This is a genomic window from Bacillus sp. THAF10 (assembly GCF_009363695.1).
GTDB lineage: Bacteria > Bacillota > Bacilli > Bacillales > Bacillaceae_I > Sutcliffiella_A.
The window spans coordinates 4,060,842-4,087,834 of sequence record NZ_CP045403.1 but is presented as its reverse complement, the minus strand read 5'-3'; the positions used below and the strand labels follow the sequence as shown (position 1 = coordinate 4,087,834).

The following is a 26,993-nucleotide window of genomic DNA, read 5'->3' as shown; positions in this document are numbered from 1 at the left end:
TCTAGATCCCCCTTTCTTTCTGTAAGTAAATAAAAAAAAGTGCTTATCTGTACAAGTTTTGTTCAACAAACTCTTTGTTAGAAAAACACCTGTTGTATGTTTATTCATGTGTATACTGTGTAAAAGATATAATATAGTAGAAAAGTAGTTTTCGACAAAAAACCACCCCTGTGGACAAATACTTACACACACCCTTGGATAACTATCCACATCTTATCCACAATCTGTGGACAACCACTTTTTGACTACAGGTTTATACAGAGTGAAAACACAAATATAATATCAAAAAAAACCTTATGTTGCAATTGCTTTTTCGTATTATCCACAATCACAACAACTTGTGGAGAAAAGTTTTCCACAACACAAGATACTGTGTAAACCTTGTCGATAACTGTTGTGGATGACGAAAAAACTCGAAAAAAGTTATTCACACCCTCCAAAAAACCTTCATGCATTTTTTTATGGAAGATTAGAGAATTTCTGTCTAACAAGATGGTGATCCATCAAAAGGTTCGGTTTCTCATTGGTGAAATGTCATTAGTGGAATGTAAATAGAGATCAAAGGTTTTTAGCGGGTTGATTGAAAAAGAGGAAGGGGAGAAATTTTTCAGTGCTTGTCGAATGGCCAATAATAATGTAAGTTGGACAATAAATATGAAGAGACGGACAATATATTGCTACGCAGCACCGCTAGTTACACGAAAAGCACGCCAACACAATCGCCAAGCACATCAAAAATGCCAGTTTACCCAAAAAGTTTGCTCATGGAGCGCAAAATGCTGATAAAAAAGTCATAAACAAGCTTTTTCCATAATTTTTTCTTGCTGTCCACAACTTCCAGTGGAGGCTCTAACATTAGTCCTTGCATAAGCTTAGCCTCGTGCGGAATTCTACTGCGTCTTTTAGGAACCAAAAAATAAGGGTTGCTTTGTGAGCCGTGGGAATTTATACTAACTAATGGGAAGTTGACATTCCGATAGTATATTCTCTATAATTATAAAGACTGTCTGTAGAATATTGTTTTAGATAGGAAAGCAAGACTTTCCAAGAAGAAGTGCTGAAAAACGTCTTATAAATGTCCTAACGATCATATAGCGGTGTTTTTCACTCACAATTGAAGGGTATCCTCAGGGAGGTGTCATAGTAATGAAAAGAACGTTTCAACCAAATAAGCGTAAACGCAGCAAAGTCCACGGTTTCCGTGAGCGCATGAGCTCTGCAAACGGCCGTAAAGTTCTTGCTCGTCGCCGTCGTAAAGGAAGAAAAGTATTATCAGCATAAGACCACTGAATGTCAGTGGTCTTTTTTATAGTTAAGGAATGTAAATAGAAAAATATAGTGAATTATTGGTTCAAAAGTAGTTGCGTCCAGTTCCATGCGCCAGCGACTAGCAAAACGGGCGCATTGCACTTTTGTTCATATTTCGGTTATTTTTTTGTTTAAAGTTAGAAAGAATGGAGTAGAAGCTCTATTTTTATGTAAAACAGGAGGAGGCACATGGTGAGGAAAGAGCAGCGAATTAAAAAGAATACAGACTTCCAACATGTGTTCCGAAAAGGAAAATCAATGGCAAACCGGCAATTTGTTGTCTATGCGGTGAAAAAGGAAGAACAAGATACATATAGGATTGGGCTTTCTGTTAGCAAAAAGATAGGAAATGCTGTGATGAGAAACCGCATCAAGCGACTAATAAGGGAAGCTGTTCATGCATCGAAGGATAAAATACCTGCTGGGGTGGATTTGGTGATTATTGCCCGAAAGCCTACAACAGAAATGAGCTTAGAAGAAATAACGAAAAGCTTGCAACATGTGTTGAAAAGACTTCCGCCACTATCAAAGTAAGCGTAAATGTGTTGGAAGTGTGACATATATTCAATTTGCTTGGCAAAAGTGATAGGATATAATAGGAATGGACTATTTTCGCAACAATGTTACTTCGGCGTATCTAAAAAAACCTGTAAACAACGTTGCTGTCGTGCTCTTTTCGTTGTGATAGATTAAAAATGGTGGCAAAATTTTTTGTCATTAAGGTTAAAAAAGTAATCTTCTAGAAATGAGCATAAGAATTATTTTTTTTGTGGAAAAAAGGAGGAAAAAGAGGTTGAAGAATCGAATATGGCTACTGATGGCCCTCATCGGACTTGTAGTCTTTCTTACAGGCTGTACAGAAATCAACCAGCCAATTACGAAAGAAAGCGAAGGCTTCTGGAACGAATACGTGGTTTATCCACTTTCTTGGCTAATAACGTACTTTGCGAACTTGTTAAATGATGACTATGGTTTATCTATTATTATTGTTACGCTTTTAATTAGATTTGCGATCCTTCCATTAATGATTAAACAAACGAAGAATGCCAAAGCAATGCAGGCACTACAACCTGAGATGAAAGCTCTTCGTGAAAAATATAGCTCTAAAGATCAAAAAACACAGCAAAAGCTCCAACAAGAAACAATGGGACTATTCCAAAAGCATGGAGTAAATCCTTTAGCGGGATGTTTCCCATTACTTATTCAAATGCCAATATTAATCGGGTTCTTCCATGCGATTACTCGTACAACAGAGATTGCGAACCACAATTTCTTATGGTTTGACCTTGGCGATCCAGATCCATTCTTCCTATTACCTGTAATTGCTGGTATCACAACATTCATTCAGCAAAAGATCATGATGGCTGGTATGGATAACAACCCGCAAATGGTGATGATGCTTTGGATTATGCCAATTATGATCGTCGTATTTGCAATTAACTTCCCAGCAGCACTTTCCCTATACTGGGTAGTCGGTAATATCTTTATGATTGTGCAAACATACTTTATTAAAGGACCAGAGCTGAGAAAAGCGAAAGAAGCAGCTGCTGGAACTGCAGGAGGAACGAAAAAGTGAAAGAAATAACTGCAACTGGTCCAACAGTCGAGGAAGCCGTTCAATCTGCTTTAGCTCAACTAAACACATCAAAAGACCGTGCAGAAATTACTATCGTTGAGGAAGGCAAAAAAGGGCTCTTCGGATTGTTTGGCTCTAAACCGTATATCGTTACTGTCAAATTGAAGCAAGACCCTGTAGAAGAATCAACGAATTTCCTTAAAAAAGTTCTAACTGAAATGAATATTGTCGCGGAGCTTGATGTCAAAGTCGATGGCCGCAACATTTTCATGGGCATCAGTGGAGAGAAGACGGCACTTGTCATTGGCAAAAGAGGACAAACCCTTAACTCCCTGCAATATTTAACACAAATCGTTGCTAACCGTTATTCCGATCAATATCTATCCGTCACGATCGATGCAGAGGGGTATCGGGAAAAAAGAAGAGAGACTTTGGAGCAACTTGCAGAACGCCTGGCACAAAAAGCGCTTAAAACGAAGCAAGATGTGCATCTAGAGCCAATGCCTTCGTTCGAACGGAAAATCATGCACGCCATTCTTTCATCCTATTCGGATGTAGAAACCTATTCCGTCGGCAAAGAACCAAACCGCTCCCTCGTCATAACTCCAAAAAAAGCAATGCTAAACAAAGTAAAATAAAGTAGCTAAAGGAGCTGTTTAGAAAGTCATTAATTAGTTGACTTTCTGAACAGTTCTTTTTTTGTTAACTGGGTGTAAAGACGCTGGTAATTTCCGCAAAATGGCTCCGCGTCCTGCGGGGCGATGCTGGAGCCTCCTCAGGCTTTGCCCTGTGGGGTCTACAGTCAATCGCTTCATTCCCGCGGGAGTCTACGCCTTTTGCTCCAATCACCAGCTAGAAACTTCTTTAGATATTTAAGCCTCCAAATGCCACTTATTCAAATTGAAAACCCTCTAATCGGTACACTTCCTTATTATGATGTAAGAAAAAATCAAAACAATTATTGGAGTCGCGTCCTTTAGTCTTTTTATGTATTTTAAATTGACCATTCCAACTTTCCTTTGACCTTAGAATATGTTATCTACTTAGGCCACTTGTTTGCCTGTGAAGAGCTGAGTTAATGGTGATTGTTTGATTAGAATGCACTTTTAAGCTGATGATTGGAGCAAAGGCGCCGACTCCTGCGGGGAAAGAGCGGCAGGGTGGAGACCCCGCAGGCATAGCCGAGGAAGCTTCACGCCGCCCCGCGGAAAGCAAGCCATTTGCGGAAATCATCAGCGGTGATTAAGCTCCAACCTTTCTTAAGATAGTATTCCAGCTATACATTTTGATATAGAAAAAAGAAGAGGGAGAGTTTTATTGTTATTCACATGTGGATAAGTTAGAATAAAAACAAAGAAAAAGACTGGACGGGAAATAATTTGTGGATAACTGTCGAACAGCAATACTTTCAAACAAACTAAAATTATGCTAACCTTAATTAGTTATAAAAACAGACATAATGCTCAGTTCAATAGATGAATTTTTTGAAAAAATGGAGGTGAATGAAATGTATGAGTTCGATACAATTGCTGCGATTTCCACACCGATGGGGGAAGGAGCAATTGCTATTGTAAGACTAAGTGGGGAGGAAGCCTTCCGAATTATCGATGAAATCTTCCAAACTCCCTCATCAAAAAAAATGTCAGATGCTACCTCTCATACAATTCACTACGGTCATATCGTGGATCCGTCATCCGGAAAAACTATAGAAGAAGTGATGGTTTCTGTTATGAGAGGACCAAAGACCTTCACAAGAGAAGATGTAGTGGAAATTAACTGCCATGGTGGGCTAGTTTCCGTCAACAAATTACTTCAGCTAGTTTTAAGCCGAGGAGCACGCTTAGCAGAGCCTGGTGAGTTTACGAAAAGGGCTTTTTTAAATGGACGAATCGACCTTTCTCAAGCAGAGGCGGTTATGGATTTAATTCGAGCAAAAACCGACAGAGCCATGAACGTTGCTCTAGGTCAAATGGAAGGACGGTTATCACGTTTAATCCAAAAGCTTCGTCAGGAAATCCTAGAAACGCTCGCACATGTAGAAGTGAATATTGATTATCCTGAATATGACGATGTGGAGGAAATGACCCATCAGCTACTATTAGAAAAGTCCTCTTATGTAAAAGTAGAGCTCGAAAAGCTATTACAAACCTCTCAACAGGGTAAGATATTAAGAGAAGGACTTTCCACGGTCATTATTGGAAGACCAAACGTGGGAAAATCCTCGCTTTTAAACAGCTTGGTGCATGAAAACAAAGCAATTGTCACAGATATTCCAGGCACCACACGTGATGTGATTGAAGAATACGTCAGTGTTAGAGGAGTACCACTTAGACTTGTTGATACGGCTGGTATTCGGGAAACAGAGGATATTGTCGAGCGAATTGGCGTCGAAAAGTCGAGGGAAGTATTGAAAAAAGCGGACCTGATTTTGCTTGTATTAAACTACAATGAAGAGTTTTCTCAAGAGGACAAGCAATTGTTTGAAGCGGTTAAAGGAATGGATGTTATTGTCATTATCAATAAAACAGACCTTCCGCAGCAAATTAACCTTGATGCAGTAAAAGAAGCAGCTTCCTCTCATACCGTTATCACGACCAGCTTAAAAGAGGAGCAAGGAATTGACGAATTAGAAGAGGCGATTTCCTCGATGTTCTTCCAAGGTGACCTAGAAGCAGGGGATTTAACCTATGTTTCGAATACTCGACACATTGCCTTGATCACGCAAGCACAGCAGGCGTTAGCAGATGCCATTGAAGGAATGCATAGCGGAGTGCCAATAGACATTGTTCAAATAGATTTAACAAGAACTTGGGAAATACTAGGGGAAGTTATCGGGGATGCGGTTCATGAAAGTTTAATTGACCAGCTGTTCTCGCAATTTTGCTTAGGTAAATAGAATAGGAGGGAACAAACATGGAATATCATGCAGGTTCCTATGATGTAATAGTAATCGGAGCAGGTCATGCCGGGGTAGAAGCGGGCCTTGCTGCAGCTCGACAAGGAGCAAATACATTAATGGTTACCATTAACCTTGATATGGTAGCGTTTATGCCGTGTAATCCATCTGTTGGAGGCCCGGCAAAGGGTATTGTCGTGCGGGAAATCGATGCCCTTGGTGGAGAAATGGGACGAAATATTGATAAAACCCATATCCAAATGCGCATGCTTAACACCGGAAAAGGTCCGGCAGTTCGGGCACTACGAGCACAAGCAGACAAATTTCTCTATCAGCATGAAATGAAGAAAACGTTGGAAAATGAAGAGAATATTACATTACTTCAAGGCATGGTAGAAAAGCTTGTCGTCGAAGATAATGTGTGCAGAGGGGTTATCACGCAAACTGGTGCTCGTTATGATGCGAAAACAGTGGTAATCACTACTGGTACGTTCTTGCGTGGGAAAATCATCTTAGGAGAGCTTCAATACTCTAGTGGTCCTAACAATCAACAGCCATCCATTACGCTCTCGGAGCATTTAGAAGAGCTAGGCTTTGATTTAGTTCGATTCAAAACTGGGACACCGCCACGGGTAAATAGTGCTTCCATCGATTATAGTAAAACCGAAATTCAGCCAGGAGATGATGTGCCGCGTGCCTTCTCCTATGAAACAACCGAATATATCACCGACCAGCTACCATGCTGGCTCACCTATACGAGTGCAGAAACCCATCAGCTTATTGATGATAATCTGCATCGCTCTCCAATGTATTCTGGAATGATTAAAGGAACAGGACCAAGATATTGTCCTTCTATTGAAGATAAGGTGGTCCGTTTTAACGACAAACCAAGACACCAGATCTTCTTAGAGCCAGAGGGAAGAAATACACAAGAGGTTTATGTTCAAGGTCTTTCCACCAGTCTACCAGAGGATGTGCAGCGGAAAATTCTTACGACCATCCCGGGTCTGGAGAATGTTCGGATGATGCGTGCCGGGTACGCCATTGAATATGATGCAATCGTGCCGACTCAACTATGGCCAACGCTTGAAACGAAGAAAGTGCAAAACCTTTACACGGCAGGTCAGATTAACGGAACCTCCGGCTATGAAGAAGCAGCGGGTCAAGGGATGATGGCAGGTATTAATGCAGGGAGACGTGCCCTTGGTAAAGAAGAAGTCATCTTAAGCCGTTCGGATGCCTACATCGGTGTCTTAATTGATGATCTTATCACAAAAGGAACGAATGAACCGTACCGTCTCCTAACCTCTCGAGCGGAATACCGCCTATTGTTACGTCATGATAATGCGGATCTCCGTTTAACAGAGCTTGGGCATGACATCGGCTTAATCTCTCCAGAGCGGTTTGCAAGATTTGAACAGAAAAAGAGGCAAATCGAAGCGGAAAAAGAACGTCTGCAAGCGATCATCATTAAACCAAATGAACAAGTGCAGACCATGATTAAAGAAGCTGGTGGAAGCGAGCTGAAGGATGGGATCCGTGCAGCAGACCTTCTCAAGCGTCCGGAAATGAACTATGAGCATATCCGTCAAGTCGTACCAGCGGAACACGAAATTACGGCAGATGTTGCCGAACAAGTGGAAATTCAAGTGAAATACGAAGGCTATATTCAAAAATCTCTTCAACAGGTAGAGCGCTTAAAGAAAATGGAAAACAAAAAGATACCAGAGAACATCGATTACGATGATATTCACGGGTTAGCAAATGAAGCACGACAAAAGTTGAAAGAGGTTAGACCTTTATCGGTGGCACAAGCATCAAGAATTTCAGGTGTAAATCCTGCCGATGTATCCATTTTGCTTGTCTATTTAGAACAAGGTCGCATTGCTAAAGTATCCAACGAGTAAACCACAGGACAGAAAGGATACGAAAACATGAACAAAGAGCAATTTATTTCCATGCTGAAGGAGAAGGGCATTGACCTTTCTCCTACTCAGCTTTCTCAATTTGATACATATTTCAGACTGCTTGTAGAGTGGAATGAAAAGATGAACCTTACTGCTATTACAAAAGAGGAAGAGGTTTATTTAAAGCATTTTTACGACTCTATTACCGCAGCCTTTTATGTAGATCTAACAAAAGAGCAAACAGTATGTGATGTTGGAGCTGGAGCAGGCTTCCCAAGCATTCCCCTTAAAATTTGCTTTCCGAATCTGCATGTAACCATCGTAGATTCCTTGAAAAAAAGAATTACCTTCTTGGAGCATCTTGCCTCAGAGCTTGGATTAACCAATGTTCAATTTGTTCATGACAGAGCAGAAACCTTTGGACAAAACCCAGCCTATCGCGAAAAGTATGATCTAGTTACTGCAAGAGCGGTGGCGAGATTATCCGTCTTAAGCGAGCTCTGTTTACCGTTAGTGAAGCCAGGCGGCACCTTCATTCCAATGAAAGCAGCCGCAGCGAACGAGGAACTTGAAAAAGGCAAAAAAGCACTGCAAATCCTGGGAGCAAAAATGGAAACGATCCACTCCTTCTTACTCCCAATTGAAGAAAGCGAAAGAAATATTCTCATCATCCAAAAAACAAAAGCAACACCAAAGAAATACCCACGAAAACCAGGAACACCAAACAAACAGCCGTTAGAATGAAAAATTTTTAGGTGGCAAAAAAAGGACTTTATCGTAAGAAAAGCGAATTAGAAAATAGGGATTCTATCCATAAGGTGGTGGAACTATGAAATCTCCGTTCTCTCGTTTTTTTGGTATTGGGGAAAAGGAAGAACAGGAAATAGTAGAAAAAACAGATCATGAAAAAATAATGAAAATTGCTGTCAAAGACATCGTTCCAAACAGATACCAGCCCCGCACGGTTTTTGTTGATGAAAAAATAGAAGAGCTATCACAAACCATCCGAACACACGGCATCATTCAGCCTATCGTTGTTCGTGAGTTCGAAAACAGCAAATATGAAATTATTGCCGGGGAGCGCCGTTGGAGAGCAGTACAAAAGCTTGGCTGGGAGAGTATCCCTGCCATTGTGAAGGAATTTAATGATGCAGAGACGGCATCTGTTGCACTAATTGAAAACCTACAGCGTGAAGAGCTTTCCGCGATCGAGGAAGCCATTGCCTACTCTAAATTACTCGAACTGCATAATTTAACGCAGGAGGCCCTTGCCCAAAGACTTGGAAAAGGCCAATCCACGGTAGCGAACAAGCTGCGCCTTTTAAAACTTCCTTCTGAAATTCAAGATGCTCTCTTGCAGAAGAAAATTACCGAACGCCATGCTCGTGCGCTCATTCCACTAAAGCAACCAGAAAAGCAAGTTGCCGTGTTAGCGGAAATTTTGGAAAAGCAGTTAAATGTAAAGCAAACAGAAGAACGCGTCGTGAGAATACTAGAGAGCGCTAATCCAAAGCCTAAACCAAAACGCAAAGCATTCAGTAAAGATATGCGAATCGCCATGAATACCATAAGGCAATCCTTGACGATGGTAAACGACAGTGGCATTAAGCTTGATTCCCAGGAAGAAGAAACCGAAGAGTACTATCAATTTACTATTCGTATCCCAAAGAAATAAAAAATCCCGTTAATCCGGCTTTTTCATTCCTTGTAAGCTAGTAATCTAGTATAAGGAATAGAAATCCGGATTTTTGTTTTTCTTCTTATTTATTTCCCGAGAAACATTCTTCGACAAGATTCCTTTATATCCGACGAACGTTCTTCGCTTACGCTTTGATTTTATTTATCGGCTGTCTACGCTAACTTTGTTGCTCAGCTTATAGTAAATACTTCCGTAATCAACGTAGCTGTCGTGCAGAAAAAGTCCTAGAGCCGACTTTTTCCTCGTTCCTAGCAACAATCTTTTAGAAAAGAGCCTAATTATCAAAAACAAGTTAACTTTCTGTAAATTCGTGATAAAATAAGGAAGAAATAGAGTAAAAGTATGTTCTTTTTTGAAGGCAGGTGACAGCATGGGCAGAATTATTGCTATTGCTAACCAAAAAGGTGGAGTTGGTAAAACAACCACATCGGTTAACCTCGGCGCTTGTTTAGCCTATATAGGAAAAAAAGTGCTTTTAGTAGATGTAGATCCACAAGGAAATGCCACAAGTGGTGTGGGTGTGGAAAAAGCTGAAGTGAATCAATGTATTTATGATATTTTAGTAGAGGATGTGGAAGCGAAAAAGGCTATCCTTCCTACTAAAGTCGAAAACCTTTCGATAATCCCGGCAACGATTCAGCTCGCTGGGGCAGAAATAGAGTTAGTACCAACTATTTCCAGGGAGGTTAGGTTAAAGCGAGCTTTAGATGATGTGAAGCATCTTTATGATTACATAATTATAGATTGCCCGCCATCTCTGGGCCTTTTAACGATCAATGCCTTAACGTCATCAGATGCCGTTGTGATCCCAGTGCAGTGTGAATACTATGCACTTGAAGGGCTGAGTCAGCTTTTAAATACGGTTCGTCTTGTGCAAAAGCACTTAAATAAAGACCTTATGATTGACGGCGTCTTATTAACCATGCTGGATGCGAGAACAAACCTCGGAATCCAAGTGATTGAAGAAGTGAAAAAGTATTTCCAGGATAAAGTATACCGGACGATTATTCCCCGCAATGTTCGTCTTAGTGAAGCACCTAGCCATGGAGAGCCAATTATCATTTATGATCCAAAATCACGTGGAGCAGAAGTTTATTTAGATCTAGCAAAGGAAGTGGTGACACATGGGTAAAGGATTAGGTAAAGGGATCAATGCTTTATTTCCATCCATTGAAGCTTCCAAGGAAGAAGCCGTTCAAGAAGTAAGTATCAAGGATATTCGCCCCAATCCGTATCAGCCACGAAAATACTTTGAACCAGAAGCAATTGAAGAGTTAAAAGAGTCCATAAAACAGCATGGGATTCTTCAGCCGATAATTGTTCGAAAAAGTATTAAAGGCTTTGAGATTGTCGTTGGGGAACGTCGCTATCGAGCAGCAAAAGCTGCAAAATTAACTAAGGTTCCTGTGGTGGTCCGCAACCTAACAGAGCAACAAATGATGGAACTGGCCTTACTTGAGAACCTGCAGCGGGAGGACCTTACTCCTATTGAGGAAGCTTTTGCCTATCAGTCATTGATGACAAAGCTGGAACTTACTCAAGAGCAGCTAGCTAGCCGACTTGGAAAAAGTAGACCTCATATTGCAAACCATGTTAGGCTCCTGTCTCTTCCGAAGTTTGTCCAAGATCTAATGAATGATGGCAAGCTATCCATGGGTCATGGCCGTGCCCTACTTGGCCTTAAAGGAAAAGAGAAAGTAAAGCCTGTGGTAGAAAAAGTGTTAAAAGAGCATTTAAATGTTCGACAGCTCGAGCAATTCATTCAACAGCTTAATGAGAGTGTTTCACGTGAAACGAAGAAGGAGCCTGAGAAAAAGGATATTTTTCTTCAAGATCAGGAGTCTATTTTGCGAGAACGTTTTGGCACCTCAGTTTTTATTAAGCGCACCAAAAACAAAGGGAAAATTGAAATTGAATTTTTCTCTGAGGATGACCTGAATCGTTTGTTAGAACTGTTAGGACAATCAGAATAAGAATAGATGAAAGCAGACCACCTGATAAGTGGTTTGTTTTTTTGAAGTTGTAAATAGAAAATGTTAAAAATGCGTGTTGATAATGGAAGAGATCAACAGCGTCTCGAAAAGAGTAAAAGAAAAGAGGCTTAAAAGTGGTATTATTAGGAACCATTGTGAATGGAATATGCATTATTCTCGGCACCTTGATTGGGAAGCTTTTTACTCGAATCCCAGAAACGACAAAAGAGACCGTGATGAAGGTAATTGGGCTTGCGGTATTTTTACTTGGTGCTCAGATGGGCTTTAAAAGTAATGAATTTTTAATCGTCATCATTAGCTTGGTGGTCGGCGCTGTAATCGGAGAAGGCTTAAAGCTTGATGACAGGCTGAATAACCTGGGTCATTGGCTTGAGCGCAAAATGGGAACAAATCATCAGCATGGATCAGTGTCGAAAGGGTTTGTGACAGCTACACTTATTTTTGTGATTGGAGCAATGTCTGTGGTCGGCTCGCTTGATAGTGGATTAAGGGGCGACCATCAGGTGCTTTACACAAAATCGATTATCGATGGCTTTACGAGTATTGTGCTTACTACCACACTTGGCATTGGCGTCTTGTTTTCCGCCATTCCTGTAATGCTTTATCAAGGTGGTATCGCCCTGTTTGCTACCCAGATCGATCAGTTTGTCCCTGCCGATTTACTCGGACAACTCATTTCTGAAATTACCGCAACAGGAGGCGTGATGATTATGGCCATTGGGCTGAACATTATTGGCGTTACCGTTATTCGAGTGGCCAATCTGCTGCCAGGTATATTAGTTGCGGCCACACTCGTTTCCATCCTTTATGTCTTTTGAATATGGACTGCCCTCATAGGGGTAGTCCTTTTTTTGTTTGCTCTCATTCTTGTACCTGGGTAAATGGTGGTTCCATATCCTTTTGTGTGAGGATTTCTTTATGCTGCACAAAACGATCGAGCTCCTGGATGGAATCGGATATGACTGTGGCCATTTTCATGACGAGGCTCAGCCTTGTGTTTTGTAGAACAAAAAACTCCATGAAGCCACTCACATTGACAATCCCTGTTATATGAATATCACCAACTGGAGGCAAATCTTTCTTCACTCCGGCACCAGGCATGACCGGACCTTCTCCTATCGTTAGCTGCCCGACACTTTTTAATCTGCCGAGACAGGCATCAATGGCAATGATAAAAGGGTGGAGATGCTTTGTTTGAATAAAGGTAAGCTTTTCTTCTAAATTAACGGCATGAATAGGCTCATCAAGTGTGCCATATACATGTATATGATTAAGCTTTTTATCTGCGAGCTTTGTTCCGACAAGTGGTCCTAATGAATCTCCGGTGGAACGGTCTGTCCCAATACAAACAATCACAACGGGACGATAGATGCGGCTTGTAGGAAGATAGGATTGCAAGGTCAATGCAAGTTCTTTGTAGGCATTGACTTCTTCGTGAGCAATACGAAGATTGCCTCCCTTCTTGTCAAAAAAATTAGATTTAAGATTCATAGGTTCCACTCCTTCATAATAGTAGTAACAGTATACGACTATTGATGGGAAACTATACGTCTACTTTTCGAATTTGATGATTTCGATGATTAGGTAAGATTTGAAATTTTTTCAGGCAATTCAGGAGGGTGAAGCTATGTGGAAAAGTGGTTTTCGCTGGATGTTTTTAATATTAGGAACTGTAATTGGGGCAGGATATGCGTCTGGTCGTGAGCTTTGGGAATTTTTTGGTGCAGAAAGCGGACTGGCTATTCTTTTGTTTACGATTTTCTTTATCATTTCCTGCTATGTGATTCTCCAAATTAGCAAGGAAGAAAAAACCGAACACTTTTCCCCTGTCCTTACAAGGCTTGTTGGAAAAAGAGCCTCCTATTTTTATAACATCATCATGGTGGTTTATCTTTTTACCACAACCATTGTTATGCTTGCAGGTGGTGGATCGGCCCTACAGGTGTTTTCTGTTCCATACTGGGCTGGGATTGGGATTATTAGCGTTTTATTAATTCTATTATTTACATTTGATGTCAAAGGCATGGTAACTGTAAATATAGTAGTGATCCCTATCATTATTATCTCGCTTGCTTACATTATGGTGCAAACCGTTTTAGAACAACCCGATGCGATGACGACTTTTGTGATGAAGCAAAGTAATTGGCCAGCTGGCTTTACCTTCACCGCGCTGAATATTTTGCCGCTTGTGGCGGTGTTATCTGCGATAGGAAGAGAAGTGGAAAGCAAAGGTGAAATGATCGTTGCAAGTGTTGGGAGCGGGGGAATTTTGGGTGTGATCTCGCTATTTTACAACCAAACTCTCATTTCCGTCCAAAGCAAGCTGACCCTTTTTGAAATACCTCTCTTTGCAGTGATTCAAAGCTACCCTTTTTATGTGCTATTCTTTATGACTATTTTGCTCTGGGTTGCCATTTATACAACGGCTGCTTCTGGGTTGTTAGGGCTTGTGACACGGTTTCGGAATGCCGTTTCCCTCCCGCTTTGGGCACTTTGCCTCGTTTTTGTTGCCCTAATGATCCCGTTCACTGCCGTAGGTTTTTCCGTTCTTGTTGCAATACTTTACCCACTATTTGGCCTGCTCAATCTATACCTGCTTGTCTGCATTCTTCTCTATCCGATAAAAAATCGGGAAAATTAAAAACATCCTGTTCGGGATAAGCTATGAAAAAATGAGACTAACCAAAAAACGTAAGAAGAGGGAATGAGCATGGAAATCATAAATCGCGGGATAGAGCAAATGATCGCTTCTGTAGGCGAGGAGAAGCTCTGGATTTCAATTGGGGAAGGGATCGTAAAAATCGTTCTTATTATCCTCGTAGCTGTCATTATTATAAAAATAGGAAAAGCACTTATTTCTAACTTTGTGAAGCTTCGGGAAAAAGGACCGATTCGAATTTCAGAGCGACGAGAAAATACCCTCCTAAGGCTGTTGAAAAATATCCTCACGTATGTGGTGTATTTTGTAGCTTTGGTGATGATATTAGAGGTTATCAATATTGATGTCAGGGCACTTTTAGCAGGAGCGGGAATTGTTGGACTTGCTGTCGGATTTGGCGCGCAAAATCTTGTGCGGGACATCATTACGGGCTTTTTTATTATATTTGAAGATCAATTTTCCGTAGGGGACTATATTCGTACCGGGACTTTTGAAGGCTATGTAGAAGAAATTGGCCTGCGTACCACGAAAATAAAAAGCTGGACAGGAGAATTGCATATCCTTCCGAATGGCAGTATTGTAGAATTAACGAATTTTTCGATTCATAACAGTGTGGCTGTTGTAGATGTAAGCATTGCCTATGAAGGGAAGGTCGATGAAGCAGAGCGGGTTATTTTAGAACTGCTTGAGGAGCTCCCGGAAAAATACACCGATATAATGAAGGTTCCGGAGCTTCTAGGAGTACAAACGCTCGGTAATTCCGAGGTGGTGCTTCGCATTGCCTGTGAAACATTGCCTATGCGCCATTGGTTTATTGGTCGCGCTCTCCGTAAAGAAGTGAAAAATCGCTTGGATGAGGCTGGGATTGAAATACCATTTCCACGTCTTGTCCTTTATAATAGAGGAACAGAGAATGAAAGATTGGAGGGGGAAGATGATGGCAGATAAAGAGTTTGGATTAAATGATGTCGTCGAAATGAAAAAAGCCCACCCGTGCGGAACAAATCGTTGGAAAGTAATTCGGATGGGAATGGATATTCGCATCAAGTGCGAAGGCTGCGACCATACCGTCCTCATGCCAAGAAAAGAATTTACGAGGAAAATCAAAAAAATATTGGTAAGACATGAAAACGGAGAGCTGTCATCTTAGACGGCTCTCTTTTACGTTAAATAGATAAAGCTTGACTAATTTTTCAGATTGTTTATACTGTTCCGTAACATTCGATAAGTGGTTCTTAGAGTAAAATGACACCGCTTTCACCTGGGATTAGGAGGGGTATGATGCAAAAATCAATCGTCAAGCAAGCTTGGGATTTAAGCTGGGAATCGCATGAAAAAGTAAAGCAGCTCTTATTTTTCTCCACTATGAAACAACAGGCTAACAACGAAGATCAACCGCATGAGCCAAGAGCTTTAAAGGAGCGGAACAAACCTTTCAAGACACCTCAATTGATTGGGCTCCTACTAGGTCCGTTATTGTTTGCGTTAACCATGCTGTTTTTCACACCAGATGACCTTTCGTATAGTGGCAGAGCGGTTTTAGCCACGACTCTTTGGGTAGCAGTATGGTGGATAACAGAAGCAATACCTATTCCTGTAACCTCTCTCTTGCCATTAATCCTGCTGCCCTTAACAAAAGCCTTAGAAGAAGATGTGGTTGCTTCCTCTTATGGAGATCCGATTATATTTTTATTTCTGGGTGGTTTCTTAATTGCCCTTGCAATGGAAAAATGGAATTTGCATAAGCGGATAGCTATTTTAATCGTTTCGTTGATCGGGACAAGCCCAAAACGAATAGTGCTTGGCTTTATGGTTGCCACAGGCTTTTTATCGATGTGGGTTTCTAATACTGCTGCTGTGATGATGATGATACCGATCGGAACAGCGATTTTATACCAAGCGGCATCGAATGCAAAAAAAGCCGAAAATCGTCATTTGAATCTCAAAACCTTTGAAAAATCGATTATTTTTGGAATTGGCTTTGCAGGAACCATCGGTGGACTGGGAACCTTAATTGGAACGCCTCCTAATATCATCTTAGCTGCTACGGTTAATAAGCTATATGGCATCGAAATTTCCTTTGCCGAGTGGTTGATATATGCCGCTCCTGTAGTCATCATACTGTTAGGTTGCACCTGGTATTATCTTGTAAACATTGCCTTTCCTGTGAAATTTAAAGAACTACCTGGGGGCAAAGAGCTAATAAAAAATGAACGAGAGCAGCTTGGAAAAATGAGCATGGAAGAAAAAGCAGTGCTCGCTATCTTTGGTTTTGCTGCATTCATGTGGATTACCCGAACGTTTTTATGGGTAGACCTTATTCCTGGTATCAGTGATGCAATGATCGCGATACTTGCAGGAATACTGCTATTCTTGATTCCTTCAAGCAGCGGAGGAAAGCTTCTGGATTGGAGTGTGTCAAAAGAGCTTCCGTGGGGAATTCTCTTGTTATTTGGTGGAGGTCTTGCTATTGCCGCTGGCTTTAAGGAGTCTGGTCTTGCGGATTGGGTCGGACAACAGTTGACCTTCCTAAATGGGCTAAGCTTTATCCTTATTGTCATTTTTACTACACTCTTTGTTTTGTTTTTAACCGAGATAACCTCTAACACAGCAACGGCAACTATGATTTTGCCGATATTGGCATCGCTTGCCCTTGCCTTAAACGTTCATCCATTTGCCTTGATGGTACCAGCTGCGATGGCAGCTAACTGTGCCTTTATGCTTCCGGTAGGAACACCACCCAATGCCATCATTTTCGCCACAGAAAAAATTACCATTAGCGACATGGTACGGGCTGGTTTTTGGATCAATATTTTAAGTGTAATCGTGATTGCTACTGCGGTCGTTGTAATGCTGCCAATCATCATGGATATTAATTTGACGGTATTTCCGAACAGTTTAAAATAAAAAGTGTTAGAGACACTGATGATAATATAAAGTTGTTTTTAACTGTTGATTGGAGCAAAAAGCGTAGACTCCCGCGGGAATGAAGCGATAGACTGGAGACCCCACAGGGCGAGGCCTGAGGAGTCTCACAATTCGCCCCGCAGGACGCGGAGCAATTTGCGGAAATGAACAGCGGCGTATAACAGAGACTAAAATAATGATGCGTGAAAATCCGTAAACCTGCGAAAAAACAACGGCCAAAATCGTTTTTTGCAGGTTTCTTCCTTTTATAAACAACTTGTCTTTTCCTCCCATTCTATCTATAATTGGGAAAGGTTTAAATATGTGTTTACGGAAGTAAGGAGTGGATAAAATGGCTTTAACAGCAGGTATCGTTGGTCTTCCAAACGTAGGGAAATCAACGCTTTTTAATGCGATAACACAAGCGGGGGCAGAAAGTGCCAACTACCCGTTCTGTACGATAGATCCAAACGTCGGGATTGTAGATGTTCCAGACGAGCGTTTGCAAAAATTAACGGAGCTTGTAAACCCGAAGAAAACTGTTCCAACTCACTTTGAGTTTACGGACATCGCAGGAATTGTAAAGGGTGCAAGTAAAGGAGAAGGCCTTGGAAACAAGTTCTTGTCCCACATCCGTCAGGTGGATGCAATTTGTCACGTGGTCCGTTGCTTTGCCGATGACAATATTACGCACGTGTCAGGTGGCGTGAACCCAATCAATGACATCGAAACCATCAACCTCGAGCTTATCCTCGCTGACCTTGAGTCAGTAGACAAGCGTTTAGAGAGAGTTGGAAAACTGGCGAAGCAAAAAGACAAGGAAGCTGTCTATGAGCATGAAGTGCTTGTAAAAGTAAAAGAGGCGCTGGAGAACGAGCAGCCTGCGCGTACAGTAGAAGTAACAGATGAGCAAGTTAAATACTTAAAGGGTATGCATCTTTTAACAAGCAAACCTGTTCTTTATGTTGCTAACGTAGGAGAAGAGGATGTAGCCGATACATCTGACAACGAATATGTGCAGCAGGTGCGTGAATTTGCTGAAAGAGATAATGCAGAAGTCATTACTGTTTGTGCAAAAATCGAGTCAGAAATCGTCGAACTTGATGCAGACGAAAAAGCAATGTTCTTAGAAGAGCTTGGAATTAAAGAATCTGGTTTAGATCAGCTTATTCGTGCCGCTTATAACCTTCTTGGACTTGCAACCTACTTTACAGCTGGTGTACAAGAGGTACGTGCATGGACATTCCGTACTGGCATGAAGGCACCGCAATGTGCGGGAGTTATTCATACCGACTTTGAGCGCGGCTTTATTCGTGCCGAAACGGTCTCCTATGAAGATTTACTTGCTGCAGGTACGCATAACGCTGCCAAAGAAGCAGGAAAGGTTCGTCTGGAAGGAAAAGAGTACATCGTAAAAGACGGCGACGTGATTCATTTCCGTTTTAATGTGTAAAATGGTTTAAAGAACGTGGAGTGGTCAGAAGGTCAACTAATGTTGACTTTCTGGTCAACTTTTCTTCAACCTTGTGGTGATTTTTAAGGGGAAAATGAATCATTTCGGTTTTTTGCCCAGGAGCGTCGGTATATTATAATGAAAATTAATAAGAAAACAGCTTGTTTTGCCTAGAGTTCGTGCCGAAATGACGTTAGTTCGTGCGGAAATGGTCCGAGTTCGTGCCAAAACTACCCGAGTTCATGCCAAAACACACCAAGTTCGTGCCAAAATAAAAATCCCCCTTTCAACCACTCTTTTTCCATCAAGACCGATAACCACCAAACACCCAAAGGACATGTTTGCAAATTGCCCTGTGTTCTGATATAATTCTAATTTGTGAGTAATGATTATTTATAATTGATTGCTCCTTGCCCACATTGGGCCGTTTAGACCAAAAGGAGGTGACTGTGATGAGCAAGTACGAAATTATGTATATCATCCGTCCAAACATTGAGGAAGACGCTAAAAAAGCTCTTGTAGAACGTTTCAACACGATCTTAACTGACAACGGTGCAGATCTTTCTGAAGCAAAAGAGTGGGGCAAACGCCGCTTAGCTTACGAAATCAATGATTTCCGTGACGGCTATTATATGCTTGTAAACGTAGCTGCTGAAGCTGCTGCTGTTCAAGAATTCGACCGTTTAGCTAAAATCAGCGAAGACATTATCCGTCATATCGTTGTGAAAAAAGAAGAAAACTAATCGTGGTCCTCTTAATGGACGTCGTCGCAGGGAGGAGTGGTTCTGATGTTAAATCGCGTAGTATTGGTCGGCCGTTTAACGAAAGACCCTGAATTGCGCTATACCCCAAGTGGAGTGGCGGTTGCTACTTTTACACTAGCAGTTAACCGTACGTTCTCTAATCAGCAGGGCGAACGCGAAGCTGATTTTATTAACTGTGTTGTTTGGAGAAAGCAAGCAGAAAACGCAGCAAACTACTTGAAAAAAGGAAGTTTAGCTGGTGTGGATGGCAGGCTGCAAACACGCAATTATGAAGGCCAAGATGGAAAACGTGTATACGTAACCGAAGTAGTGGCAGAAAGCGTTCAATTCCTTGAGCCTAAAGGTTCAGGTGGTGGAAATGCTCCTCGCCCTAATCAAAATCAAGGCTATGGTTCATCATCTTCGTTTGGGTACGATCAGAACCAACAGCGCAACAATAACAACAACCAAGGTTATCGTGTTGATGACGATCCATTTAAAAATGATGGCCAGCCAATAGATATATCTGATGACGATTTGCCGTTCTAAGAACTTAGAAGGAATCGTTTCATAATAGCTCGAAAAAAAATCCAAAGAAATCGAGGTGAATTATAATGGCAGGTGGACGCAGAGGTGGACGTAACAAGCGCCGTAAGGTTTGTTACTTCACAGCAAACGGAATCACGCACATCGACTACAAAGAAATCGATGTTCTTAAAAAGTTCGTTTCTGAGCGCGGTAAAATTTTACCACGTCGTGTAACAGGAACTAGCGCGAAATACCAACGTAAATTAACGATCGCGATCAAACGCGCTCGTCAAATGGCTTTACTACCATACGTATCTGGTGAGTAATACCATATAAAAAGGAAGGCAGTGAGAGATAATCTTGCTGCCTTCCTTTTTGCTAGCCATAATTGTTCGTAACATTTGATTGTTATAGATTCTTAAGGATAAACTATACATATTGTGAAGTTAACCAGTTAGTGGAGGGATAATTAGTGAAGGAAGCAAAACATATAACCGAAGGAGCAATTATGCTCGGCATCTTTACTCTCTTAATGCTGATGACGCTTTATGTTCCTCTCATTGGACTCATCACCTTTTTGGCAATGGCTGCCCCTATTGTCATTTTCACTGTCAGAAACGGATGGAAAGTGGGAATTTGGCTCCTCATCCCTGCGGCAATTTTGAGTGTTCTCTTAGGCTCTCCGCTGGCATTAGTTTTAAGTATACCGGCAAGTACAGTGGGCTTAATAATGGGGCACCTAATCTCTCAAAAGGCAAATCGTTATGCTATTTTAGGAGCGGCCACCGGCGTCTACCTGATTAATTACATCATTGCTTATGTGGTGGCCATTGTACTATTTAATATTGATATCATGGACATGGTAAATGCATCTGTCAACGAATCGATAGAGGCATCTGTTGCCATAGCTACTGCGTTAGGACAAGAAAATGCCGAAAAAACGATGGAAGCAATGAAGAATATGGTAAAATATACAAATTACCTGCTACCAGCCTTGTTTGTCCTTACTTCCATTACGCATGCGTATTTCACGCAATTAATCACGGTTTTTATCGTCAAACGCTTGAAAATAGAGGTTAGCTCCTTTCCTCCGTTTCGGGAATTGCAGCTGCCAAAGAGCTTGCTATGGTACTATCTTTTGGTCCTACTTATTTCGTTTACACAGCCAGAGGAAGGCAGCACCATGTTTATGGCGATTCTAAACCTAACCTTTATTCTTACGCTTTTATTGACCGTTCAAGGCTACTCATTCGTGTTTTTTTATTGTCATAAAAAGGGTATTCATAAAGCATTACCGATAACGGTTTTAATATTATCCTTTCTAATCACTCCGCTGGTCTATATAATAAGAATGATAGGAATTATTGATATGGGTTTTCCGTTACGAGACAAAATACAACCAAAAAAGTAAATGGTTAATTAGGAGCTGATAATACATGCCTAATTATTTTGAAAAACTTAATTTGCGTTATCCCGTGTATTTGCTTTTTGTGATTGCCTTAATACAACTAGGGATCATTGTGTTTTTCCAATGGCAAATTGGGATAGTAAGCTTTCTGCTCCTAGGCTTGGTTGTTTATCTCTACATCAAGGTCGAACAAAAAGCGAAAAAAGAAATGGAAGCATACATATCCACCCTGTCCTACCGCTTAAAAAAGGTAGGAGAAGAAGCACTAATGGAAATGCCAATTGGAATTATGCTGTACAATGACGACTACCAAATAGAATGGACAAACCCCTTTTTGGCCTCCTGCTTTCACGAGGAAACGCTTGTAGGAAGATCCCTCTATGATGTTGGCGAAAACTTAATTCCATTTTTAAAGCAAGAAATTGAAACAGAGTCCATCTCGCTTCACGACCGAAAGTATAAAGTGGTCATTAAAAAGGCAGAGAGACTTCTTTACTTTTTTGATATTACCGAACAAACGCATATCGAAAAATTGTACGAGGATGAGCGCACCGTACTCGGCATTATTTTTCTAGATAATTATGATGAAGTAACGCAAGGAATGGACGACCAAACGAAAAGCTCCATTAACAGCCAGGTTACCTCCATCATCAATAAATGGGCAATGGAAAATGGCCTATTCTTAAAAAGAACATCAACCGAGCGCTTTATTGTCGTCTTAAATGAACACATCCTTATTCAACTGGAAAAAAGTAAGTTTTCTATCCTCGATGAGGTACGTGAACAAACATCAAAACAAAACATTCCGTTAACGTTAAGTGTAGGGATTGGTACAGGGGTGCCGTCGCTGCCTGAGCTTGGTCACCTAGCACAATCAAGCCTTGACCTTGCCTTAGGACGAGGGGGAGACCAAGTAGCGATTAAACAAACGAACGGTAAGGTCCGTTTCTACGGTGGCAAAACCAATCCGATGGAAAAACGTACCCGCGTCCGTGCCCGCGTCATCTCCCATGCGCTAAAGGAGCTTGTCCATGAAAGTGACAAGGTAATCATTATGGGACACCGCTATCCGGATATGGACGCGCTTGGAGCGGCAATCGGCATTGCCAAAGTAGCAGAATTAAACCAAAAGGATGCCTACATCGTCCTCAACCAAAATGAAATGGACGCTGGTATTCACCGTCTTTTAGAAGAACTAAAAGGCCATGAAGAGCTTTGGAAAAAATTTGTTTCCCCAGAGGAAGCACTAGAAATGGCAAGCAATGACACGCTGTTAGTGGTAGTCGACACGCACAAACCATCACTTGTGATTGAAGAAAAGCTGCTTCATAAAATAGAAAATGTGGTCGTCATTGACCATCACCGTCGTGGAGAGGACTTCATTGAAGACCCACTACTTGTCTATATGGAGCCTTACGCATCCTCCACCGCAGAGCTTGTCACTGAGCTTCTGCAGTATCAGCCAAAGCGCATCAAAATCACGATGCTTGAAGCAACCGCCCTGCTTGCTGGTATAATAGTAGATACAAAAAGCTTCACAGTCCGAACAGGATCGCGTACCTTTGATGCAGCGTCCTATCTACGCTCACAAGGCGCAGATACCATTCTTGTACAAAAGCTATTAAAAGAAAATCTCGACCAATTTGTAAAAAGAGCCAAGCTCATTGAGAGTGCTTATTTATATCGAGATGGCATTGTTATTGCCAAAGGAGTGCCAGAAGAGATTTTTGACCAAGTCATGATTGCCCAGGCAGCCGATACGCTGCTCGCCATGAGTGACATCAACACATCCTTCGTAATCGCACACCGAAGTGACAACCAGGTCAGCATCAGCGCGAGGTCACTTGGCGATGTGAACGTGCAGGTAGTAATGGAAAGCCTCGGAGGCGGAGGTCACCTGACGAACGCGGCCACACAGCTAAATACGACCCTAGAAGAAGCAGAAGTAGAATTAAAACAAGCAATCACTGAATACTTAGAAGGAGGTTCCAAGGAATGAGGGTAATATTTTTAAAAGATGTAAAAGGAAAAGGAAAAAAAGGGGAAGTAAAAAACGTAGCGGACGGCTATGCCCATAATTTTCTACTAAAACAAGGGTTGGCGATGGAAGCATCAAGTGGTAACCTTAAATCATTGGAAGCTCAAAAAAACAAAGAAGCAAAAGAAGCAGAACAAGAGCTCGAAAATGCTAAAAAACTTAAAGAAACACTAGAAAAGCTTACCCTGGAGTTCCAAACAAAAGCAGGGGAAGGCGGCCGATTATTCGGTTCCATCACCACCAAACAAATTGCTGAAGAGCTTCAAAAGAAGCATAAAATAAAGATCGATAAACGCAAAATGGAACTAAACGATGCCATCCGCGCATTAGGCTACACCAACGTACCCGTAAAACTGCACACAGAAGTTACCGCAACCCTAAAGGTTCACGTAACCGAACAGAACTAAAGGATGCTCGGCATACGCCGAGTTTTCTTTATGAATTATTCTAAAAGGGAGGAGGAGCAAGGATGAATGATTTGTTTACAGAAAGAATACCACCGCAAAATATTGAAGCAGAACAAGCAGTAATCGGAGCCATTTTTCTGGAGCCACAAGCGCTAACACTGGCAGCTGAGCTAGTCATGCCAGATGACTTTTACCGTGCATCTCACCAAAAAATCTTCGACTGCATGTTAAACCTATCGGACCGCGGCGAGCCTGTCGACCTTGTAACCGTCACTTCAGAGCTTGCAAACCTAAAGCTCCTTGAGGAAGTCGGCGGCGTTTCCTACTTGAGTGACATTGCCGGCTCGGTCCCTACAGCAGCCAATATCGAATACTACGCGAAAATCGTCGAAGAAAAATCGATTCTCCGTCGCCTCATTCGCACAGCAACCAATATCGCCCAAGAAGGCTACACCCGTGAAGACGAAGTAGCAGGCCTTCTAAATGAAGCGGAAAAGCAGATTCTAGAAGTGTCCCAGCGAAAAAACTCCGGTGTGTTCCAAAACATTAAAGATGTACTCGTCAAAACCTACGATAACATCGAAACCCTTCATAACCGTAAGGGAGAAATCACCGGTATCGAAACAGGCTTCACGGAGCTAGACCGAATGACCGCGGGCTTTCAGCGAAACGATCTCATCATCATTGCTGCCCGTCCTTCCGTGGGAAAAACGGCGTTCGCCCTAAATATCGCCCAAAACGTTGCCACGAAAGCTCGTGAAAATGTTGCCATCTTCAGTCTCGAGATGGGAGCAGAGCAGCTTGTCATGCGTATGCTTTGTGCCGAGGGCAATATTAACGCCCAAAACCTTCGTACAGGTCAGCTCACCGCAGAAGACTGGAGCAAGCTGACGATGGCGATGGGAAGCCTGTCTAATGCGGGCATCTACATCGACGACACACCTGGTATCCGCGTGAGTGAAATTCGCTCCAAATGCCGTCGCTTGAAGCAGGAAAGTGGACTAGGAATGATCCTGATTGACTACCTTCAACTTATCCAAGGTAGCGGTCGTGGCGGTGGCGAAAACCGTCAGCAGGAGGTTTCCGAAATCTCCCGTTCCCTAAAAGCACTAGCAAGGGAACTAGAAGTCCCAGTTATCGCCCTGTCCCAGTTATCTCGTGGTGTAGAGCAACGTCAAGACAAGCGCCCAATGATGTCTGACATTCGTGAATCCGGAAGTATCGAGCAGGATGCCGACATCGTAGGCTTCCTCTACCGTGATGATTACTACGACAAAGAATCCGAAAACAAAAACATCATTGAAATCATTCTAGCCAAGCAACGTAACGGCCCAGTTGGAACGGTCTCGCTCGCATTCGTAAAAGAATACAACAAATTCGTCAACCTAGAACGACGATTTGATGATGAATCCGTCCCTCCAGGGGCATAATAAAAAGCATCTGCATCTTGTGGATGCTTTTTTGTTGTGCGTTTTTGTTAAAAGCTTAATTAGAGACTGTTGTTGATTGTAGCAGAGGCGGAGACTCCATCGCCCCGGAGGACGCGGAGCTATTTGCGAAAATCAATAGTGTTCATAAGATAAGATAATTAATTATTCACGAACAAATATATGTAATAGGAATTTAATGTTCGTGTTTTCGGTTGACTTTCTCATGTTCAGCTGATAAACTTACTGTGGTTTGAAAAAAGTAATAGTTACTAAAGTCTACATAACAGTGGAGGTGTACGAACTATGGCATCAGTAGTCGTAGTAGGAACACAATGGGGAGACGAAGGAAAAGGGAAAATTACCGACTTCCTTTCAGAGAATGCAGAGCTAATCGCACGTTACCAAGGTGGTAACAATGCAGGTCACACAATCAAATTCAATGGTGAAACGTATAAATTACACTTAATTCCTTCTGGGATTTTTTACAATGATAAAATTTGTGTTATCGGAAACGGCATGGTTGTCGACCCGAAAGCATTAATTGCAGAGCTAAAATACTTGCACGACCGCGGAATTAACACAGACAACCTCCGCATTTCTAATCGCGCACACGTTATCTTGCCGTACCACTTAAAGCTTGATGAGGTAGAAGAAGAGCGCAAAGGTGCCAACAAAATCGGCACAACGAAAAAAGGAATCGGCCCTGCCTACATGGATAAAGCAGCTCGTGTAGGAATTCGTATTGCCGACCTTCTTGATCGTGAAACATTTGAAGAAAAACTAACGCACAACCTTGCAGAAAAAAACCGTCTGCTTGAAAGAATGTACGAAACAGAAGGCTTCACACTTGAAGAAATCTTCGAAGAATACTATCAGTACGGACAGCAGTTCGCAAAATACGTAACAGACACGTCTGTTGTCTTAAACGATGCCCTTGACGAAGGCCGCCGCGTTCTTTTTGAAGGCGCTCAAGGCGTTATGTTGGATATCGACCAAGGAACATACCCATTCGTAACCTCCTCCAACCCAGTTGCAGGTGGCGTGACGATCGGTTCTGGTGTTGGTCCGTCTAAAATTGAGCACGTAGTTGGCGTAGCAAAAGCATACACCACTCGTGTTGGTGATGGCCCGTTCCCAACGGAATTAAACAACGAAATTGGCGATCAAATCCGAGAAGTCGGAAGAGAATACGGCACTACCACAGGCCGCCCACGACGTGTTGGCTGGTTTGACAGCGTTGTTGTCCGCCACGCTCGTCGCGTGAGTGGAATGACTGACCTATCTTTGAATTCCATCGACGTCTTAACAGGAATTGAAACACTGAAAATTTGTGTTGCTTATAAATATAAAGGCGAAGTAATGGAGTCCTTCCCAGCAAGCTTGAAAGTGCTGGCAGATTGCGAACCAGTATACGAAGAAATGCCAGGCTGGACAGAAGACATTACAGGCGTGAAGAGCTTAAGTGAGCTTCCTGAGAACGCTCGCCACTACATTGAGCGCGTGTCTCAATTAACTGGTATCCCATTGTCTATCTTCTCTGTGGGACCAGATCGCTCTCAGACGAATGTTGTACGTAGTGTGTATGCAACGAGATAATAGATGAAGTGTCGCGTGATGCATGTCTGCATTTTGGATGTGGGATGTGTGCCGCGTGCGTATTGTGCCCCTTTTCCCGAGTTTGGGAGGAGGGGTTTTTGGTATTTAGGTTGGAATGATGCTTTTTTCTATATTAAATAAAGCGGTGCGGAGCAATAATGAGATGTCTAGAGTGTTTCTATTCATCAAAAAAAGCGTGGCGGAGAAGAAACGAGATGTCTAGAGAAGGTTTCTGCATCAAAAAAGATCGGTGTAGTAAAAAAAGTGATGTCTTAGCGCGTTTCTATACTTAGAAAACTGGAACTAGAAAACGAAATGTGATGCAGAGAATATATATATACTCGGTTTCAAAAAAAAACAAAAAAAGCTATTGCACAATACGTCAATAATGTGCTATTATTAAAAACGTCGTCAAAAGACATCTGCTAGATACATAGTTGGTAA

General features: G+C 41.9%; 25 protein-coding genes. 24 read left to right on the top strand and 1 reads right to left on the bottom strand.

What is annotated here, in order from left to right; translation table 11 throughout:
• Positions 1-1,146: 1,146 nt before the first annotated feature.
• The 11 genes from rpmH (at position 1,147) to FIU87_RS20775 (ending at position 12,198) form a co-directional block, all read left to right on the top strand.
• A complete protein-coding gene (rpmH, locus tag FIU87_RS20825; protein ID WP_078378436.1) occupies positions 1,147-1,281 on the top strand; it encodes a 50S ribosomal protein L34 in 135 nt (44 codons plus the stop codon).
• A 219-nt stretch (positions 1,282-1,500) separates the two neighbouring features.
• Positions 1,501-1,842, top strand: coding sequence for a ribonuclease P protein component (gene rnpA / locus FIU87_RS20820; protein ID WP_152446697.1), 342 nt, complete (start codon positions 1,501-1,503; stop codon positions 1,840-1,842).
• Between the two features lie 259 nt (positions 1,843-2,101).
• Positions 2,102-2,884, top strand: a complete 783-nt coding sequence (spoIIIJ, locus tag FIU87_RS20815; protein WP_152446348.1) for a YidC family membrane integrase SpoIIIJ — start codon at positions 2,102-2,104, stop codon at positions 2,882-2,884.
• On the top strand, positions 2,881-3,522 hold the full coding sequence (gene jag / locus FIU87_RS20810; RefSeq protein WP_152446347.1) for an RNA-binding cell elongation regulator Jag/EloR: 642 nt from the start codon (positions 2,881-2,883) through the stop codon (positions 3,520-3,522). Before spoIIIJ ends, jag begins: the two co-directional genes overlap by 4 nt.
• 869 nt (positions 3,523-4,391) lie before the next feature.
• Positions 4,392-5,780: a tRNA uridine-5-carboxymethylaminomethyl(34) synthesis GTPase MnmE gene (gene mnmE, locus FIU87_RS20805; protein WP_152446696.1), complete on the top strand. Its 1,389-nt coding sequence runs from the start codon at positions 4,392-4,394 to the stop codon at positions 5,778-5,780.
• A gap of 17 nt (positions 5,781-5,797) precedes the next feature.
• Complete coding sequence (mnmG, locus tag FIU87_RS20800; RefSeq protein WP_152446346.1) at positions 5,798-7,687, top strand: tRNA uridine-5-carboxymethylaminomethyl(34) synthesis enzyme MnmG; 1,890 nt, start codon at positions 5,798-5,800, stop codon at positions 7,685-7,687.
• Between the two features lie 27 nt (positions 7,688-7,714).
• Positions 7,715-8,431, top strand: coding sequence for a 16S rRNA (guanine(527)-N(7))-methyltransferase RsmG (gene rsmG / locus FIU87_RS20795; RefSeq protein ID WP_152446345.1), 717 nt, complete (start codon positions 7,715-7,717; stop codon positions 8,429-8,431).
• 85 nt (positions 8,432-8,516) lie between these two features.
• Positions 8,517-9,362, top strand: a complete 846-nt coding sequence (gene noc / locus FIU87_RS20790) for a nucleoid occlusion protein (RefSeq protein WP_152446344.1) — start codon at positions 8,517-8,519, stop codon at positions 9,360-9,362.
• Between the two features lie 394 nt (positions 9,363-9,756).
• On the top strand, positions 9,757-10,518 hold the full coding sequence (locus tag FIU87_RS20785) for a ParA family protein (protein WP_152446343.1): 762 nt from the start codon (positions 9,757-9,759) through the stop codon (positions 10,516-10,518).
• Positions 10,511-11,359: a ParB/RepB/Spo0J family partition protein gene (locus tag FIU87_RS20780; RefSeq protein ID WP_152446342.1), complete on the top strand. Its 849-nt coding sequence runs from the start codon at positions 10,511-10,513 to the stop codon at positions 11,357-11,359. The genes FIU87_RS20785 and FIU87_RS20780 overlap by 8 nt, the downstream gene beginning before the upstream one ends.
• Positions 11,360-11,493: 134 nt before the next feature.
• Positions 11,494-12,198, top strand: coding sequence for a DUF554 domain-containing protein (locus FIU87_RS20775; protein ID WP_152446341.1), 705 nt, complete (start codon positions 11,494-11,496; stop codon positions 12,196-12,198).
• A 43-nt stretch (positions 12,199-12,241) separates the two neighbouring features.
• On the opposite strand, the gene yyaC is transcribed toward FIU87_RS20775, so the two are convergent.
• Positions 12,242-12,871 carry a spore protease YyaC gene (gene yyaC, locus FIU87_RS20770; RefSeq protein WP_152446340.1) on the bottom strand — a complete coding sequence of 210 codons (630 nt, stop codon included), beginning with the start codon at positions 12,869-12,871 and terminating at the stop codon, positions 12,242-12,244.
• 136 nt (positions 12,872-13,007) lie between these two features.
• Between yyaC and FIU87_RS20765 the strand changes: the two genes are divergently transcribed.
• From FIU87_RS20765 to FIU87_RS20705, 13 genes are all read left to right on the top strand, one after another.
• Positions 13,008-14,021 carry a YkvI family membrane protein gene (locus FIU87_RS20765; RefSeq protein WP_152446339.1) on the top strand — a complete coding sequence of 338 codons (1,014 nt, stop codon included), beginning with the start codon at positions 13,008-13,010 and terminating at the stop codon, positions 14,019-14,021.
• 69 nt (positions 14,022-14,090) lie between these two features.
• Positions 14,091-14,987, top strand: a complete 897-nt coding sequence (locus FIU87_RS20760; RefSeq protein WP_152446338.1) for a mechanosensitive ion channel family protein — start codon at positions 14,091-14,093, stop codon at positions 14,985-14,987.
• Entirely contained in the window at positions 14,977-15,189 is a 213-nt protein-coding gene (locus FIU87_RS20755; protein WP_152446695.1) for a DUF951 domain-containing protein, read from the top strand. The genes FIU87_RS20760 and FIU87_RS20755 overlap by 11 nt, the downstream gene beginning before the upstream one ends.
• A 131-nt stretch (positions 15,190-15,320) precedes the next feature.
• Positions 15,321-16,946, top strand: coding sequence for an SLC13 family permease (locus FIU87_RS20750; RefSeq protein ID WP_152446694.1), 1,626 nt, complete (start codon positions 15,321-15,323; stop codon positions 16,944-16,946).
• A 352-nt stretch (positions 16,947-17,298) separates the two neighbouring features.
• Positions 17,299-18,399 (top strand): redox-regulated ATPase YchF, encoded by a 1,101-nt coding sequence (ychF, locus tag FIU87_RS20745; RefSeq protein WP_152446337.1) that lies wholly within the window; start codon positions 17,299-17,301, stop codon positions 18,397-18,399.
• A gap of 452 nt (positions 18,400-18,851) precedes the next feature.
• Positions 18,852-19,142 carry a 30S ribosomal protein S6 gene (gene rpsF / locus FIU87_RS20740; RefSeq protein WP_152446336.1) on the top strand — a complete coding sequence of 97 codons (291 nt, stop codon included), beginning with the start codon at positions 18,852-18,854 and terminating at the stop codon, positions 19,140-19,142.
• A 45-nt stretch (positions 19,143-19,187) separates the two neighbouring features.
• The gene (gene ssb, locus FIU87_RS20735; protein ID WP_152446335.1) at positions 19,188-19,691 is read left to right on the top strand and encodes a single-stranded DNA-binding protein; all 504 of its coding nucleotides are present in this window, start codon (positions 19,188-19,190) and stop codon (positions 19,689-19,691) included.
• A gap of 65 nt (positions 19,692-19,756) precedes the next feature.
• Complete coding sequence (gene rpsR, locus FIU87_RS20730; protein WP_047969622.1) at positions 19,757-19,996, top strand: 30S ribosomal protein S18; 240 nt, start codon at positions 19,757-19,759, stop codon at positions 19,994-19,996.
• A 146-nt stretch (positions 19,997-20,142) separates the two neighbouring features.
• Positions 20,143-21,081, top strand: coding sequence for a YybS family protein (locus tag FIU87_RS20725; protein ID WP_152446334.1), 939 nt, complete (start codon positions 20,143-20,145; stop codon positions 21,079-21,081).
• A gap of 25 nt (positions 21,082-21,106) precedes the next feature.
• Positions 21,107-23,077, top strand: coding sequence for a DHH family phosphoesterase (locus tag FIU87_RS20720; protein WP_152446333.1), 1,971 nt, complete (start codon positions 21,107-21,109; stop codon positions 23,075-23,077).
• Entirely contained in the window at positions 23,074-23,523 is a 450-nt protein-coding gene (gene rplI / locus FIU87_RS20715) for a 50S ribosomal protein L9 (RefSeq protein ID WP_152446332.1), read from the top strand. Before FIU87_RS20720 ends, rplI begins: the two co-directional genes overlap by 4 nt.
• A gap of 62 nt (positions 23,524-23,585) precedes the next feature.
• A complete protein-coding gene (dnaB, locus tag FIU87_RS20710) occupies positions 23,586-24,953 on the top strand; it encodes a replicative DNA helicase (RefSeq protein ID WP_152446331.1) in 1,368 nt (455 codons plus the stop codon).
• A gap of 303 nt (positions 24,954-25,256) precedes the next feature.
• The gene (locus tag FIU87_RS20705; RefSeq protein WP_152446330.1) at positions 25,257-26,549 is read left to right on the top strand and encodes an adenylosuccinate synthase; all 1,293 of its coding nucleotides are present in this window, start codon (positions 25,257-25,259) and stop codon (positions 26,547-26,549) included.
• The last annotated feature ends 444 nt before the right edge of the window (positions 26,550-26,993 follow it).

Coding starts and splice junctions, on each gene's coding strand:
- FIU87_RS20785 (WP_152446343.1), top strand. CDS start 9,757: ATGGGCAGAATTATTGCTATTGCTAACCAAAAAGGTGGAGTTGGTAAA.
- FIU87_RS20780 (WP_152446342.1), top strand. CDS start 10,511: ATGGGTAAAGGATTAGGTAAAGGGATCAATGCTTTATTTCCATCCATT.
- FIU87_RS20750 (WP_152446694.1), top strand. CDS start 15,321: ATGCAAAAATCAATCGTCAAGCAAGCTTGGGATTTAAGCTGGGAATCG.
- yyaC (WP_152446340.1), bottom strand. CDS start 12,871: ATGAATCTTAAATCTAATTTTTTTGACAAGAAGGGAGGCAATCTTCGT.
- FIU87_RS20705 (WP_152446330.1), top strand. CDS start 25,257: ATGGCATCAGTAGTCGTAGTAGGAACACAATGGGGAGACGAAGGAAAA.
- FIU87_RS20765 (WP_152446339.1), top strand. CDS start 13,008: ATGTGGAAAAGTGGTTTTCGCTGGATGTTTTTAATATTAGGAACTGTA.
- FIU87_RS20720 (WP_152446333.1), top strand. CDS start 21,107: ATGCCTAATTATTTTGAAAAACTTAATTTGCGTTATCCCGTGTATTTG.
- rplI (WP_152446332.1), top strand. CDS start 23,074: ATGAGGGTAATATTTTTAAAAGATGTAAAAGGAAAAGGAAAAAAAGGG.
- rpmH (WP_078378436.1), top strand. CDS start 1,147: ATGAAAAGAACGTTTCAACCAAATAAGCGTAAACGCAGCAAAGTCCAC.
- mnmG (WP_152446346.1), top strand. CDS start 5,798: ATGGAATATCATGCAGGTTCCTATGATGTAATAGTAATCGGAGCAGGT.
- rsmG (WP_152446345.1), top strand. CDS start 7,715: ATGAACAAAGAGCAATTTATTTCCATGCTGAAGGAGAAGGGCATTGAC.
- dnaB (WP_152446331.1), top strand. CDS start 23,586: ATGAATGATTTGTTTACAGAAAGAATACCACCGCAAAATATTGAAGCA.
- rpsR (WP_047969622.1), top strand. CDS start 19,757: ATGGCAGGTGGACGCAGAGGTGGACGTAACAAGCGCCGTAAGGTTTGT.
- mnmE (WP_152446696.1), top strand. CDS start 4,392: ATGTATGAGTTCGATACAATTGCTGCGATTTCCACACCGATGGGGGAA.
- ychF (WP_152446337.1), top strand. CDS start 17,299: ATGGCTTTAACAGCAGGTATCGTTGGTCTTCCAAACGTAGGGAAATCA.
- FIU87_RS20760 (WP_152446338.1), top strand. CDS start 14,091: ATGGAAATCATAAATCGCGGGATAGAGCAAATGATCGCTTCTGTAGGC.
- rpsF (WP_152446336.1), top strand. CDS start 18,852: ATGAGCAAGTACGAAATTATGTATATCATCCGTCCAAACATTGAGGAA.
- noc (WP_152446344.1), top strand. CDS start 8,517: ATGAAATCTCCGTTCTCTCGTTTTTTTGGTATTGGGGAAAAGGAAGAA.
- FIU87_RS20755 (WP_152446695.1), top strand. CDS start 14,977: ATGGCAGATAAAGAGTTTGGATTAAATGATGTCGTCGAAATGAAAAAA.
- ssb (WP_152446335.1), top strand. CDS start 19,188: ATGTTAAATCGCGTAGTATTGGTCGGCCGTTTAACGAAAGACCCTGAA.